This is a genomic window from Paraburkholderia sp. GAS448 (genome assembly GCF_050435685.1).
Taxonomy (GTDB): domain Bacteria; phylum Pseudomonadota; class Gammaproteobacteria; order Burkholderiales; family Burkholderiaceae; genus Paraburkholderia.
In genome coordinates this window covers 468,815-482,716 of sequence record NZ_JBNDKT010000001.1, presented here as the reverse complement: position 1 = coordinate 482,716, position 13,902 = coordinate 468,815, and the positions used below count along the sequence as shown (strand labels likewise).

Sequence of the window (13,902 nt, the reverse complement as noted above, 5' to 3'; positions counted from 1 at the left end):
TAAGGCGTAGCGTTGGGCGCGTCGATCTGAAATCCAGGAAGCGCTGCCATTCTGGTTGACTCGGCCAAGCCTTCACGCCACAGCGTTTGGGTGTAAAACTACCGAAGGTCGACGAACGGAGGCCGATATGGACGACCCCTATGATCTCCAGCGCTTTGTCGATGCGCAGCAGTCGGTGTACGCGCAGGTCTGTGATGAATTGCGTGCCGGGCGCAAGCGAAGTCACTGGATGTGGTTCGTGTTTCCGCAGATCCAGGGCCTCGGGGAAAGCGCCATGTCGCAACGGTACGCGATCTCGACGCTCGCCGAAGCCGAGGCCTATCTGCGCCACCCAATACTCGGCGACCGGTTGCGGGAGTGCACGCGACTCGTCAACCTGATCGAAGGGCGTTCGATCGAGGAGATTTTCGGCTACCCGGATTACCTGAAGTTCTGGTCGTCGATGAGCTTGTTCGAGCGTGCCATTCCGGACAACGAGCAATTTCTGGAAGCGCTGCGCAACTATTTCGACGGCAAGGCCGATCGGCAAACGCTGCAGCGGATCCAGGCAACCTCTCCGCCAGGTTCCAGCGTCTGATGGAGCGGAAATCCGGGACTCTCCGTGCCGCTTCGCTTCAGCTCCAACTGGTTGCCGATCAACGTCCAACTCGTCGCGAAGTGGGTGGACGAGGGCGACCTTGCCCCTAGTGCGCCACCGCCGTGTGCTCGTGGTCGCGCAATTCGCCGGGAATGAACGCCTGGTCCAGACCGCCGTCGTCGAGCCATGCGCGCGTATTCTGCGCGGCGCGTTCGATCAGTTGAGCGCACTGCGTGTAGTCGTACGGCGATATATCGAGTGGACATAACGGCGGAACGACATAGATCTGCGCGCGCGTCCCGTAGTACTCCAGATCGCGCACGAGTTGCCTTGCAATCACCAGCGTCAGCGCATGCATGGCCTGCGCGATCGCGCTGGTGGGCGGCGCGTGCAACGCACATGCGAAGCCGGCGGGCAACACGATGATGCGCGTCGCGCCAAGCTTGATCGCGGCGGCGATCGGCGTGTTGCTGGCCACGCCGCCATCGACGAGATCCACCCCGTCGATCCGCACCGGCGGAAACACACCGGGGATCGCCGCGCTGGCGAGCACGGCATTCACCACCGGTCCCGAAGAGAGCACGACCTCGTGACCCGCAAGCAGGTCGGTCGCGACGATGTGAAGCGGCAACAGCGCCTGCTCGATCCGCTCATAGGTCAGATGCTTTTCCAGCAGGACGCGCAGCGCATGTGCCTCGACGAGATGCGGACGGGTACGCAGAATCATCGAAAGCAGCCCGAGCATCGACAGCGGCATGATGTCCTGCCGCCGGATCTTGCGCCACAGCGCTTCGAGTGTCGCGACGCCGTCGCTGTCCGGCCGCCCGGCGAAGTACGCCGCGTTGATCGCACCGGCCGACGCCCCGACGACGAAGCCCGGATGCTCGCCCTGTGCGAGCAGTTCGCGCAGCATGCCCACCTCGATCGCGCCGAGACTGCCACCACCTGCGAACACAAACGCGGTTACCCCAAACCGATCGGATTTCATGACTTTTCAGAAACGCCACAAACGGAACCGGGAGCCAGCGCGTGTGGGCGCGTGACTGTCTCGCGCCCACGGCGGCCTCGGCCGTTCACCGCTGCGACGTTAATGCCCCTTGAAGATATCCAGCAGTTCAGTCTGCAACTGCATCATGGCCTGCGCGTATTTCATTTCCATCTGCGCCGTGGCCTGCTGATGCTCCATGTCCATCTTCATCATCTTTTCCTGGATGTCGATGGCCTGGCTCCGCTGTTCGGGAGTCAGCTTATCCATCATCATCCCCCAGTTCGGCGGCATGGTGTACATGCCGCTGTGCCCGATGCCCTGCGCGTGCGCCGTACCGGCTGCCAGAACCAGCGGAAGCATTCCGCACAGCACCATTTGTCGAATCGATTTCATACAAGCTCCAGTTTCGCGTTAACAGCCCGGATCGGATGAGGGCTGCTGAGGCGCCGTCCACTCGCTCAGCGCGGCAGGCTTCGGGGTAACCGTCGCACGGGCCACGTCCGGCAACACAACATCAGCGCTCTCGACAACACCTCCGGCGTGATGTTTCATGGCTTTCGTCGCGAGGATGTGCGGAAAATGACAGGCGCCGGTCGAAACTGACGCGATGCCGCGTTGGAGTGGCGCACGCCCGGAACTAACATGGATGAGGTTGCGGACGATTGCCCAACCGCGGCCTGGACGCACGGTCAGGCCGCGATTGTCCTATATTGATATACGTCGTCGTATAACTATCGAGCCCTCTACCCGAAAATAAAATGTCGTTAAGATAGGTATTTATCAGGGTTAACCACCGTATTAGTCCCAGGATAAAACGGTATAACCTACCCAAGTAGACATACGACGACCGATAACAAATCAAGAACTTGATTTGCAATCGCGACAACTTTGCGTCCATCGCCTCCCGACCGGGCTGGCTTTCGGGAAGCTCCAGCTGGAGGAACAGAGAATGACAGCGTCTTCACCCTATCAGCCGTTACCCAATGGATTTCGCAAGTCGGTATTGAGCGGCGAGACCGTGATTGGTTGCTGGTCGTCGCTAGCCAGCCCGATCGTGACTGAACTCCTCGGCGTGTTGAACTTCGACTGGCTGCTGCTCGACGCCGAGCACGCACCCAACGATGTCAACACGCTCATCCCCCAGTTGATGGCGCTCAAGGACAGCCGCAGCGCGCCGGTCGTGCGGCCGCCGTCCAACGAAAGCGTCGGCATCAAACGGCTGCTCGACATCGGTTTCTATAACTTCCTGATTCCGTTTGTCGACAGTGCCCAGGACGCCCGCCGCGCCGTCGCCGCGACACGCTATCCGCCGCAGGGGGTACGGGGTGTGTCGGTCGGACATCGCGCGAACCGCTACGGCACGGTGCCAAACTATTTCGACGTCGCGAACGACAACATCTGCGTCATCGTCCAGATCGAAAGTCGCGCGGCCGTCGAAGCGATCGACGAAATCGTCGCGGTTGAAGGCGTCGACGCGGTGTTCGTTGGCCCGTCCGATCTCGCGGCAGCGTACGGACATCTCGGCAACGCGAATCATCCGGACGTGCAGCAGGCCATCGAGCGCATCTTCGCGAGCGCGCGCGCCGGCGGCAAGGCGAGCGGCATCCTCGCGCCGGTGCAGGCCGACGCGGAACGCTATCTGTCGATGGGCTGCCAGGTCGTCGCCGTCTGCGCGGATCTCGGCCTGTTGAGGGGCGCGGCGCAGGCGGTCCATAAGCATTTCATTCACGAGTAAGCTGGGCGAGCGGGACAGCTCGACAGGCCTGGCAACGAACGGAGGATCACATGCAAAAGGCAGGATTTATCGGTCTCGGCATCATGGGCAAGCCCATGGCCGCAAATCTTCTCAAGAATGGCGTGTCGCTCGCGGCCTTCACGCGCAGCGGCGTGCCTGACGACCTGAAGCAGGCTGGCGCCGTCGCGTGCGACAGCCCCGCAGCCGTCGCAGCCCACGCGGACGTGATCTTCATCATGGTGCCGGATACGCCGGATGTCGAACGCGTGCTGTTCGGTGAACAGGGGCTTGCAGACGCACTGCGAAGAGGCCAGACCGTCGTCGACATGAGTTCGATTTCGCCGATGGCCACGCGCGAATATGCCGCGCGCGTGCAGAAGCAAGGGGCCGAGTATCTGGACGCGCCGGTGTCAGGCGGGGAAGTCGGCGCGAAGGCCGGCTCGCTGACGATCATGGTCGGCGGCAAGCAGGCGAGCTTCGACAGCGTCAAGCCGCTCTTCGACATGATGGGCAAGAACGTCACGCTGATCGGCGACGTCGGCGCAGGACAGGTTTGCAAGGTGGCGAACCAGGTGATCGTCGCCGCGACGATCGAGGCGGTAGGCGAGGCGTTGCTGCTGGCGTCAAAGGCCGGTGTCGATCCGGCGCGCGTGCGCGAAGCATTGATGGGCGGCTTCGCTTCATCGCGGATTCTGGAAGTGCACGGTGAACGGATGACCAAACGCACCTTCGACCCGGGCTTTCGTATCGAACTGCACCAGAAGGATTTGAACCTTGCGCTGTCGACGGCGCAATCGCTCGGTGTATCGCTGCCGAATACGGCCACGTGTCAGGCGCTCTTCAATGCGTGCGTGGCGCACGGTGGCAAGGCGTGGGATCACTCGGCGATGGTCCGCGCGCTGGAAATCCTGGCCAATCACGAAATCGGTCAGCAGAAGTAAGACTCTTGATGGGCGCGAGGCTCGCGGCCCAGCGCCTCGTCGCTCAGTTACGCCGTGCGTCTAGCGGCTTCTGACAGGCCGCCAGCACGGCGCCCACGCCCAGCAGGAGCGCGGAATAGATCAGTCCGCGCGCGAGCCCCGCGCCGTCCGACACCCAGCCGATCACCATCGGCCCGACGATCTGGCCGAACGCAAACACGATCGTGAAAGCGCTGATGCCTTTGGCCCAATGACCAGCTGGCAGGTTGTGACGGACGAACGCGGTCGTCGAGGCAACGGCCGACAGGAATGTCGCGCCGAACATCACCCCTGACACAAACGCGACCAGCGGCTGCGTGAACAGCGCAGGCATCAGCGTTGCCAGTCCGAGCAACGCGTTGAGAATCGCCAGTGCCTGACCGCCGCGTACGCGATCCAGCAGGCTCGACCAGAGTCTCGCCGACACAATCGTTGCCGCGCCGAGCAGCACGTAGAACCCTGTCACCACCACCGCGCTCATGCCGGCATTGCGGAGCAGCGCGACGATGAAGGTCATGTACCCGATATAGCCCACGCCGAAGAGACCGTAGCCCGTCAGCGCCAGCGCAAACTGCGGCCACATCGGATGAGAGCGGGTAGCGGCGTATGCGGCGCGCGCAGGAAACGGCGCACCTTCGTTGCCCTCGATCTTTCGTGCGGCGAGGATCGCAATGATCGAAAACACCGCGCAGGCGACGGCCAGTGCGAACCACGCAAATTGCCAGCCGTGCACGGCGCCGACGATCGTCACCGGAACCAGCAACGCGGACGCCACGATGCCCCACCCGGTGCCGCCGTAATACAGCCCGAGCACGAGCCCGGCATCGCGTGGACTTGCCGACGCAAGCCGCGCCGCCAGCACGCCGCCGCTGATAAAAATGAAGGCGCTGGCGATGCCCGTGACCACTCTTTGCACGAGTAAACCATGCGTATCGGAGAGTAGTCCGCCCGTCGCCATCAGTAACGCGGTAGCGAGACAACCGGCATTGAACAATGCCCCCGCCGACCAGCGGCGCGAGAGGCGCGGAAACGCCAGCGCGCCCAGCAGATAGCCGAGTGCGTTGGCGGTGTTCATTGCGCCCGCCTGCGCGAAGCTCCAGCCCAGATCGACTTTCATTGCCGGCAAGAGGAGTGCGTAGGAGAACCGCGCAAGCCCGAGCGCGATGGCGCTACCCAGCGAGAGCCGCGCGGCAAGCATCAGCGTCTGACTCCGTTGCGGGGTTTGCATGGGGTCTGTCTGCCCGCCACGGGCGTGAAGAGGGGATGCCTGAGTATCGGTCACGTCCTGTTTTTATCCACCGGAGCCGCTCGCGATATCGCAACCGGTATTGCGACAACGTTCGCACATTCAGATTGATCGGGAGAAAGCACATCGCAGGTTACCGGAAAATGGCCGGCACCGGCTCCCGAATGTGCTCACCTCTGGCGCTTACGGCAGCATCTGCGGCAACAGGGGGAGCAGCACATCCAGCGAGAGAAGCTTGCGGCAATACGCGATCGCCGGATTGGGTTGCTTTGCCGGGACAATTGCTACCGCGTCAGCGGCTCGATCGGAGCGCATGGTCCATACTATCTCCACGCGGCGGGCATGAGCATTGCTGCGACCAATCAGGTGTACGCTGAGTGCTCCCTGCCGCGACGTTTTTCCGGGGTCACGCTCCTGCCATTACGATGACGCGCCCTGCAACCTCGAACGTACGACCATGAAACTCCCCTTACCGCCGCGAGGACATCCCAACCGCGTCTATCCGCCCGGCACGCCGACCCTGCATGGTCTGGCATCGGTGGTCACAGGCGTCGTCGTTGTCTGCGGATTGTATTTCGCCCGGGCCGTCCTGATACCGATCACGCTGTCGGTGCTGCTCAGCTTTCTGCTCGCGCCGTTGGTGAACGCGTTGCGGCGTCTGCACGTGGGACAGCTGCCGTCGATTTTCGTTGCCGTGCTCTTTGCGCTGTGTGTATTGCTGGGCGTCGGCGCCTTGATCGGCGCGCAGGTCGTCCAGCTCGCCGCCGATCTGCCGCAGTACCAGGTGGCCATCGAGCAAAAGATAGAGACGGTTCAGGAAAAGACCGTCGGCCGCGCCGATGTGCTGCTGAGCAAGGCAGCGGCGACGCTGCAACGCGTCGCCCCATCGCGGCCCTACACGCCGCGGCCTACCGGACGGGCCGCGAAGAACGCGCCGCCGGTACCTGCGCCAGTCGAGGTTCATGAGCCGGCCCCTACGCCGCTGCAGCTTGCGCAGCGTGCGTTCTCACCCGTGATCGCACCGCTTGAAACGACCTTTATCGTGCTGGTCGTGACCATTTTTATCCTGCTGCAACGCGAAGACCTGCGCGATCGTCTGATCAGCCTGTTCGGATCCACAGACCTGCATCGCACCACCACCGCCATCAACGACGCGGCGGTCCGTCTCAGCCGCTACTTCGTCGCGCAACTGGGCCTCAATCTGAGCGTGGGGGCCGTCATCGCCGTCGGCCTTGCGTTGCTCGGGGTGCCGGGCGCGCTGCTGTTCGGCGTTGTCGCGGCGCTGCTGCGCTTTGTCCCGTACATCGGCATCTGGATTGCGGCCGTGCTGGCCGTGTCTCTCGCGGCAGCTATCCAGCCGCAATGGACGATGGCCGTATGGACGCTGGTGCTGTTCGTCGTGGTGGACCTGGTGGCCGGACAGGTCGTGGAGCCGCTGCTGTATGGCCATCGGTCGGGGCTGTCGCCGCTCGCCGTGATCGTTGCGGCAATTTTCTGGAGCTGGCTGTGGGGTCCGGTCGGCCTCGTGCTATCCACGCCGCTGACGCTGTGCGTCGTCACGCTCGGCCGTTACGCCGACCGGCTGAATTTCCTGACCATCCTGCTGGGCGATCAGCCTGCGCTCACGCCCGCGCAGAATTTCTATCAACGCCTCCTCGCGGACGATCCCCACGAAGCTATCGTGCAGGCGGACCGGCTGCTGGGAGAGATGTCGCTCGTCGACTATTACGATCATGTCGCGCTGGAGGGGCTGCGCCTCGCGCGCAACGATGCGCTGCGCGGCGTGCTGACTTCGGAGCAGCTCGCGCGGATCAACGAGGCGCTCGCGGATATCGTCGAGAATCTCGAAACGGTGGAAGGCGCACCCGATACGCCTGCGCCGGCCGAGCCGTCCGGCGCACCTGGAGCGGAGCCCGTCGCGAGTCATGTCACCCGGCTCGATGGCGAGGTTTCCCGCGAAGCAGGCGAGTCCGAACCAGCGCCCGACGCATTCGTCCTGTGCATCTCCGGACGAGGCGCATTCGACGCGCTGGCGGCGGCGATTGTCGTCCAGCTGCTTGCGCGCCGGAAGATCGCGTGCGCCTCGACGACGTACGAGCGCTTCCGCAACGGTCACGCCAGTACGCCTGATGTCGGAAGCGCATCGATCATCTGCGTCGTGACGCTCGATGCCGCCGAGTCGCCGCCCTATCTGCGCAATCTTCTGCGACGCATAACCGGCCGAAAGACGCCAGCGACGATTATCATGGGCCTGGGCGGATCGTCGGAGAACACCACGGACGCCGGTCTCGTCCACAGCACGCGCAACGCGACGACGTTTCGCGGGCTGATCGAGGAATGTCGGCTGGCCGCGGCCGCGAAGCCGCAACATGAGGATGCGCGGGGCGTTGCGTGAGCGTGGCAACCGCATGAACCGACCCGTGCCGGCCCCGTAACTGCGGACCGTTCGTCGGGGTGTCTATAATCGGGCTCCAAATCTGGATCTGGTCTGGGAGCCCAATCTGTGAAAACGAAAATCGCCGTCGCGCTGGCTGCGCTTGCACTCACCGGCTGCATGTCTGCCGAAAAGCAGGCGGAGAAAGACAACGCGTTTTCGCGCGCCGAGAACAACCTGGACACCGCACAGCGGAACGCCACGGTAGAGTGCCGCGACGAGGCACAGTGCAACAAGGCCTGGGCGCTGACGAAGCGCTACATCGAGCAGAACACGTCGACGTCAGTGATCCGCGCGGATGAGGTTGCAATCGAATCCGACGTGCCGACCCGCTCAGGCAAACCCGTCTACTCGGCCACGCGAATCAGGAAGGGCAGCGGCGCAACGATCACCCTCGACGCGCAATGCCGCGGCATGTACGGCCCGGACAGGTCGCAAGGGGGAGACTATGACGACTGCGTCGAAAAGATCGTCCCGACGCAGAACAAGTTTCGTGCCTTCCTGACCACGCATCTGTCAGACAACTGAAGGTTGGCCACAGGCCCGCAGAATCGCCGAGCCGACCTGTGAGCCAATTTCTGCACGACAGCCGCGTGCCGGACTCATCGTCCGGCGCTACTTTCCTGCAGCCGGGTCAACGGGTCACAGCAACGCTCGCTGCCACACGATGCGCGGTCGTACCCTGTCGGGTTTGCGACCGCAGCTCCGCTTAATGACGCAGGAAATCCAGCACCATCCGATTGAACTTGTCGGCATGTTCCCACTGCGCCCAGTGGCCGCAGCGGCTGAAGATGTGCAGTTCAGCGTTCGGCATGCCCCAGGTCAGGCGTAGACCCACGTCGAGCGGCACGAAGCGGTCGTCACGCCCCCAGATCACCAGAGTCGGCGCGGACACTTCTCCGAGGCGGGGGCCGACGTCCGGGAACTGTTTCGGATTGGCCGCCAGACTCTTGACGAAGTTGTCGAGGTGGTCACGCCGTGCCAGCATGTTTTCCAGTCGCGCCTGCATCAGTTCATCGGTGAGCGTGCTGGTGTCGAACACGAAGACGTTCAGCATCTTTTTGAGGTTGTCGAGCGTCGGCTCACGGTACAGGCCCTGCAACAGCTTGATGCCTTCCGTCGGCATCGGCACGAACTGGCTCGGGCCGCCGGTGCCACCGCCCATCAGCACCAGCTTGCCTACCCGCTCCGGATAAGCGAGCGCGAAGGCCACGGCGCTATGTCCCCCCATCGAGTTGCCGATGATGTGAACCCGTCCTCCGACATCAATCGCGTCGAGCAGGCCCTTCAAGGCGCGGGCGTTCAGTTCGGAGCGCGAGCTTTTGCAGACGACCGGATCGCTTTTGCTCCAGCCCGGGCAATCCATCAGGATGACGCGATAGCCGGCGTTGGCGAATGCATCGACGTTGCGGTTGAAGTTCGCCCAACCGCTCGCACCCGGTCCGGAGCCATGCAGCATGACCACGGTCTCGTCGCCGTGCCCGGCATCGTTGTAGTGCAACTGCAGGTCGAGATCGCCATCCTTGATGCGGACGAACCTGCTTGTTGCCGCTTCACTCAGTGCTTGTGTACTGGCTGTCATTTCATGTTTCCTTGTTCGGGTTGATGCTGCGTTGATGCTGCAGGTTGATGCCTGTTAGTCAGGGCGAAAGTGGCAGGACCGGCGTTTCCTCTTCCTGCCCGAGTCGATCTTCTTGCCGCCATCCAGGGCCATCGCGCCTTCGCCCTTGCGTCCGATGCCCATCGAAAGAACGCGGACCCAACCGCTCGCTAGGCGTGATCGGCCTGGGGCGCAGGGGCGATCGTCTGTCCACGCGAGAACCGTGCGATCACGAGCAGCGCCGCAATCGCCGCGATCACGATCAGCGGGATGCTCGCGATCACCAGCACCGAAGCGCTCTGCCCGGTTGCGAGCAACTGGCCTGCGATCAGGGGACCGAGGATCGAGCCAAACCGACCCACGGCCACCGCCGCGCCTACACCCGTGCCACGCACCTGCACCGGATAGATCGTGCTCGCGAGCGCATACAGCACCGACTGCCCGCCGACGAGAAAGAGTCCGGCGAGCAGGCCGCCGAAAGCCGTCGACACACTGCCGGTCGCACTGGCGAGCACCGCGAGCGCCACCGCGATACCCACATACATGCCTGTAACGGTAAAGCGCCGGCCGATACGATCCATCATGTTCGCGATGACGATTGCGCCAATGCCCCCGCCGATGTTGAACATCATCTGCACGACGCTCGCCTGCACGCGTGTCAGACCGCGGCTCAACACCATCGACGGCAGCCAGTTGATCAGGAAGTAGAGGACGATCAAAGTGCCCAGATAGCTGGCCCACAGCGCGAGTGTCGTGCCGGCCCGGCCTTCGGCCCACAGCGCATGTGCCACGCCGGATCGGGACTCCCGATGCGTCATCTCGCGGGACTTTGCCGCGACGAAATGCGCGGATTCCTTCAGGTACACGGCGAGCAGCGGCAGGATCAGTAACGGCCCAATACCGCCGACGTAAAAGATGTGCCGCCAGCCTTCGTCGCCGGGACTGACGATGCCGATCACCGCGGCCAGCGCCGCACCGAACGGCATGCCGCAATACATCGCGCCCACAGCCGTGCTGCGCTGATGCGGCTCTGCGGCTTCCGAGCAGAGCGCGATCAGGTTCGGCATGGCCGCGCCCAGCCCAAGGCCGGTCAAAAAGCGTGTGGCGAGCAGACTATTGAGGTCCCAGACCTGCGTGGTCGCGATCGAAAAAATCCCAAAGAGAGCAACAGAGAGCATCAACACCTGCTTGCGACCGAGCTTGTCCGCGAGACGCCCGCCGATGGCCGCGCCCGGCAGCAACCCGAGCGCGCCGATACTGAAAGCCCAACCCATCTGCGCAACAGCCAGATGGAATTCGCGCGCCATGCGCGGGGCCGCGACCCCGGTTGACTGTAGATCGAGTCCTTCAAGTAACGCGACGACAAGACACAATCCGATGGTGAGGGCGCCGCTTGCGCGGGCCGGCGTTGACGTCTTCATAAAAGTCTCCAATGAGTTTTTCAGCATCGCTCTTGGCGGCGATCACGCTGTGAATCGAGCCCCATGCGTCCGGCGAAGGCGAAGCGAAAACTTCGCCGCCGCCGGGCGCGGGTTCGGTCCGGGTACTTCAGATTTGCGCGTCGAGTTCGCGCTTCAGGTCCAGCGCGACGTCGACGATCATGTCCTCCTGGCCGCCCACCATGCGACGCCGCCCCAGTTCGACGAGGATGTCCACCGTCTTCAGGCCGTACTTCTTCGCCGCCACTTCGGCATGGCGCAGGAAACTCGAATAAACGCCCGCATAGCCGAGCGCCAGCGTCTCGCGGTCCACACGTACCGGCCGGTCCTGCAGGGGTCGGACGATGTCGTCGGCGGCGTCGAGCAACGTGTACAGGTCGGCGCCATGGTTCCAGCCGAGACGCTCCGCCGCCGCGATGAACACTTCAAGGGGCGCATTGCCCGCGCCCGCGCCCATGCCGGCGAGGCTCGCATCGATGCGGTCGCATCCTTCCTCCACCGCGGCGATGGAGTTGGCAACGCCCAGGCTCAGGTTGTGGTGCGCGTGCATGCCCGTCTGCGTCGCCGGATCGAGCACGTCCTTGAATGCGCGGAAGCGCGCGCGGATGTCGCTCATGTTCATCGCGCCGCCCGAGTCCACCACATAGACGCAGGTCGCGCCGTAGCTTTCCATCTTCTTCGCTTCGACGGCGAGCTTTTCGGGGGTCGTCATGTGGCTCATCATCAGGAAGCCGACCGTATCCATGCCGAGTTCCCGCGCGTATTCGATGTGCTGCTTCGAGATATCCGCCTCGGTGCAATGCGTGGCCACGCGCACGATCCGCGCACCCGCGTCGTAGGCCGCCTTGAGGTCGTGAATCGTGCCGATGCCGGGCAACAGCAGCGTCGCGATCCGCGCATGCTTCACGACGTCCGCCACCGCCTCGATCCATTCGAGATCGCTGTGCGCGCCAAAGCCGTAGTTGAAGCTCGAACCCTGCAATCCGTCGCCGTGCGCGACTTCGATGCTGTCGACCTTCGCGGCGTCCAGCGCGCGGGCAATGTCCTGCACGTTTTTGATCGAATACTGATGACGGATGGCATGCATGCCGTCGCGCAGCGTCACGTCGGAGATATAAAGTTTCTTGCTCATGTCAATCTGCTCCTTACGCGTTCACGAGCGACTGGGCCATGCGTTCGGCGGTGGCGAGCGCGGCCGAGGTCATGATGTCGAGATTGCCGGCGTAGGCCGGGAGGTAGTGCGCAGCACCTTCGACTTCGACGAACACTGAAGTCTTCAGTCCGCTGAAGCGGCCGAGGCCAGGAATGAGAAGCGGCGCGTCGGCGGGGATCTCGTCGAACTGCACCTTCTGCTTGAGGCGGTAGCCGGGCACGTAGGCATTGACGGCGCGCGCCATGTCCTCGATGGACGCTTCGATCTTCGCGCGGTCCGCCAGCTCCGACAGCGTATAGACCGTGTCGCGCATCATCAGCGGCGGCTCGGCCGGATTGAGCACGATGATCGCCTTGCCCTTGTCCGCGCCGCCCACGACTTCGATTGCCTTCGAGGTGGTTTCGGTGAATTCGTCGATGTTGGCGCGCGTGCCGGGGCCCGCCGACTTGCTGCTGATCGACGCAACGATTTCCGCGTAGTGAACCTTCGCGACCCGCGACACGGCCGCCACGATGGGAATGGTCGCCTGCCCGCCGCACGTCACCATGTTGACGTTACGGCTGTCGAGGTGCGCGTCGAGATTGACGACCGGCACGCAGTACGGGCCGATCGCCGCGGGCGTCAGGTCAATCAGGCGGATGCCGGGCTTGAGCGAGCGCAGAAACGCATCGTTCTTGACGTGCGCGCCAGCGGAGGTCGCATCGAATACGAAGTCGATATCCTCGAACACCGGCAAGCGCGTGAGCCCCTGCACGCCTTCGTGCGTCGTGGCGACGCCGAGACGCGCTGCGCGCGCGAGACCGTCCGATGCCGGATCGATGCCGACCATCGCCGCGATTTCCAGGTGTTTGCCGTGGCGCATGATCTTGATCATCAGATCGGTGCCGATATTGCCGGAGCCGATGATCGCGGCTTTGAGCTTGGTGGATGTCATGTCAGTCCCTGGTGGAGTCGTTAGTCGGTGAAGGTGGCGCGCACGCTGCCGAGCCCTTCGATCTGCGTCGTGAACGTGCCCGGGCGGGTCACGGCCACCATCGGTCCGAGCGCGCCGGTCAGCACGACGTCGCCCGCGCGCAGCGGCGTGCCGAGTTGCACCATGCGGTCAGCGAGCCACGCGGCCGCGTTGAGCGGATTGCCGAGACAGGCGGAGCCGGCGCCTCGCGAAAGCACCTCGCCGTCCTGCGAAAGCGTCATCGCGCAGCCGGCGAGATCGAGATCGCGCAGCAGCACAGGGCGGCTCCCCAGCACGAACATCGCGCTCGATGCGTTGTCCGCGACGGTGTCGACGAAGCGGATGTCCCATTTTTCAATCCGGCTGTCGACCACTTCGATCGCGGCCAGCGCATAGGCGGTTGCGCCGATCAGATCGGCGAAGGTGTGCCTGTCTTCAGTGAGATCGCGTTCCAGCACAAGTGCGATCTCGGCTTCCACCTTGGGCTGGATGAGCGACGAAAGCGACATCGGCTCGTTGTCGCCGTATGCCATCGATGCGAACAGCGTGCCGAAGTCCGGCTGATCGACGCCGAGCTGACGCTGCACCGCAGGCGAGGTCAGACCGATCTTGCGGCCGACGATGCGTTCTCCTTTGGCGCATCGCGCGTCGACGTTCGCGCGCTGCACGGCGTAGGCGATGGCAGCATCGTCGGGCGAGATCTCGTTGCGCACGGGGGCGATCGTGCGCCTCGACTGTTCGGCCTCGCGCAGTCGGGCGGCCAGTGCAAGCACGGTTTCGTGCGCAGTTTCGTTGTCAGACATGAAGTTCTCCTGTTCC

Annotated in this window: 13 protein-coding genes and 1 pseudogene; 5 read left to right on the top strand and 9 right to left on the bottom strand. The window is 63.7% G+C overall.

Annotated features, from left to right (window positions below; all coding sequences use genetic code 11):
• Positions 1-127: 127 nt before the first annotated feature.
• Positions 128-577, top strand: a complete 450-nt coding sequence (locus tag P3T23_RS02280) for a DUF1810 domain-containing protein (RefSeq protein ID WP_429314559.1) — start codon at positions 128-130, stop codon at positions 575-577.
• Between the two features lie 106 nt (positions 578-683).
• Here P3T23_RS02280 and P3T23_RS02275 read toward each other — a convergent pair whose 3' ends face one another.
• A complete protein-coding gene (locus tag P3T23_RS02275) occupies positions 684-1,565 on the bottom strand; it encodes a patatin-like phospholipase family protein (protein WP_429314558.1) in 882 nt (293 codons plus the stop codon).
• A 99-nt stretch (positions 1,566-1,664) separates the two neighbouring features.
• Positions 1,665-1,958, bottom strand: a complete 294-nt coding sequence (locus P3T23_RS02270; protein ID WP_429314557.1) for a hypothetical protein — start codon at positions 1,956-1,958, stop codon at positions 1,665-1,667.
• A 556-nt stretch (positions 1,959-2,514) separates the two neighbouring features.
• On the opposite strand from P3T23_RS02270, the gene garL reads away from it, so the two are divergent.
• Together garL and P3T23_RS02260 are read left to right on the top strand one after the other, a co-directional pair.
• Positions 2,515-3,300, top strand: coding sequence for a 2-dehydro-3-deoxyglucarate aldolase (gene garL, locus P3T23_RS02265; protein ID WP_429314556.1), 786 nt, complete (start codon positions 2,515-2,517; stop codon positions 3,298-3,300).
• 26 nt (positions 3,301-3,326) lie between these two features.
• Positions 3,327-4,241: pseudogene (locus P3T23_RS02260) on the top strand (2-hydroxy-3-oxopropionate reductase); the annotation flags it as partial.
• A 43-nt stretch (positions 4,242-4,284) separates the two neighbouring features.
• Here P3T23_RS02260 and P3T23_RS02255 read toward each other — a convergent pair.
• Together P3T23_RS02255 and P3T23_RS02250 are read right to left on the bottom strand one after the other, a co-directional pair.
• Entirely contained in the window at positions 4,285-5,487 is a 1,203-nt protein-coding gene (locus P3T23_RS02255) for a YbfB/YjiJ family MFS transporter (protein WP_429314555.1), read from the bottom strand.
• Positions 5,488-5,688: 201 nt separating this feature from the next.
• Positions 5,689-5,820 (bottom strand): hypothetical protein, encoded by a 132-nt coding sequence (locus tag P3T23_RS02250; protein WP_429314554.1) that lies wholly within the window; start codon positions 5,818-5,820, stop codon positions 5,689-5,691.
• A 142-nt stretch (positions 5,821-5,962) separates the two neighbouring features.
• On the opposite strand from P3T23_RS02250, the gene P3T23_RS02245 reads away from it, so the two are divergent.
• Complete coding sequence (locus P3T23_RS02245) at positions 5,963-7,900, top strand: AI-2E family transporter (RefSeq protein WP_429314553.1); 1,938 nt, start codon at positions 5,963-5,965, stop codon at positions 7,898-7,900.
• Positions 7,901-8,008: 108 nt separating this feature from the next.
• Positions 8,009-8,467: a hypothetical protein gene (locus tag P3T23_RS02240; RefSeq protein WP_429314552.1), complete on the top strand. Its 459-nt coding sequence runs from the start codon at positions 8,009-8,011 to the stop codon at positions 8,465-8,467.
• Positions 8,468-8,648: 181 nt separating this feature from the next.
• Here the strand turns inward: P3T23_RS02240 and P3T23_RS02235 are convergent, their stop codons facing one another.
• From P3T23_RS02235 to mhpD, 5 genes are all read right to left on the bottom strand, one after another.
• Positions 8,649-9,521, bottom strand: a complete 873-nt coding sequence (locus tag P3T23_RS02235; RefSeq protein WP_429314551.1) for an alpha/beta fold hydrolase — start codon at positions 9,519-9,521, stop codon at positions 8,649-8,651.
• 188 nt (positions 9,522-9,709) lie between these two features.
• Positions 9,710-10,960 (bottom strand): 3-(3-hydroxy-phenyl)propionate transporter MhpT, encoded by a 1,251-nt coding sequence (mhpT, locus tag P3T23_RS02230; RefSeq protein WP_429314550.1) that lies wholly within the window; start codon positions 10,958-10,960, stop codon positions 9,710-9,712.
• Between the two features lie 127 nt (positions 10,961-11,087).
• A complete protein-coding gene (gene dmpG, locus P3T23_RS02225; RefSeq protein WP_429314549.1) occupies positions 11,088-12,110 on the bottom strand; it encodes a 4-hydroxy-2-oxovalerate aldolase in 1,023 nt (340 codons plus the stop codon).
• Between the two features lie 13 nt (positions 12,111-12,123).
• The gene (locus tag P3T23_RS02220) at positions 12,124-13,065 is read right to left on the bottom strand and encodes an acetaldehyde dehydrogenase (acetylating) (RefSeq protein WP_429314548.1); all 942 of its coding nucleotides are present in this window, start codon (positions 13,063-13,065) and stop codon (positions 12,124-12,126) included.
• A 20-nt stretch (positions 13,066-13,085) separates the two neighbouring features.
• Positions 13,086-13,886: a 2-keto-4-pentenoate hydratase gene (gene mhpD / locus P3T23_RS02215; protein WP_429314547.1), complete on the bottom strand. Its 801-nt coding sequence runs from the start codon at positions 13,884-13,886 to the stop codon at positions 13,086-13,088.
• Positions 13,887-13,902: the final 16 nt, after the last annotated feature.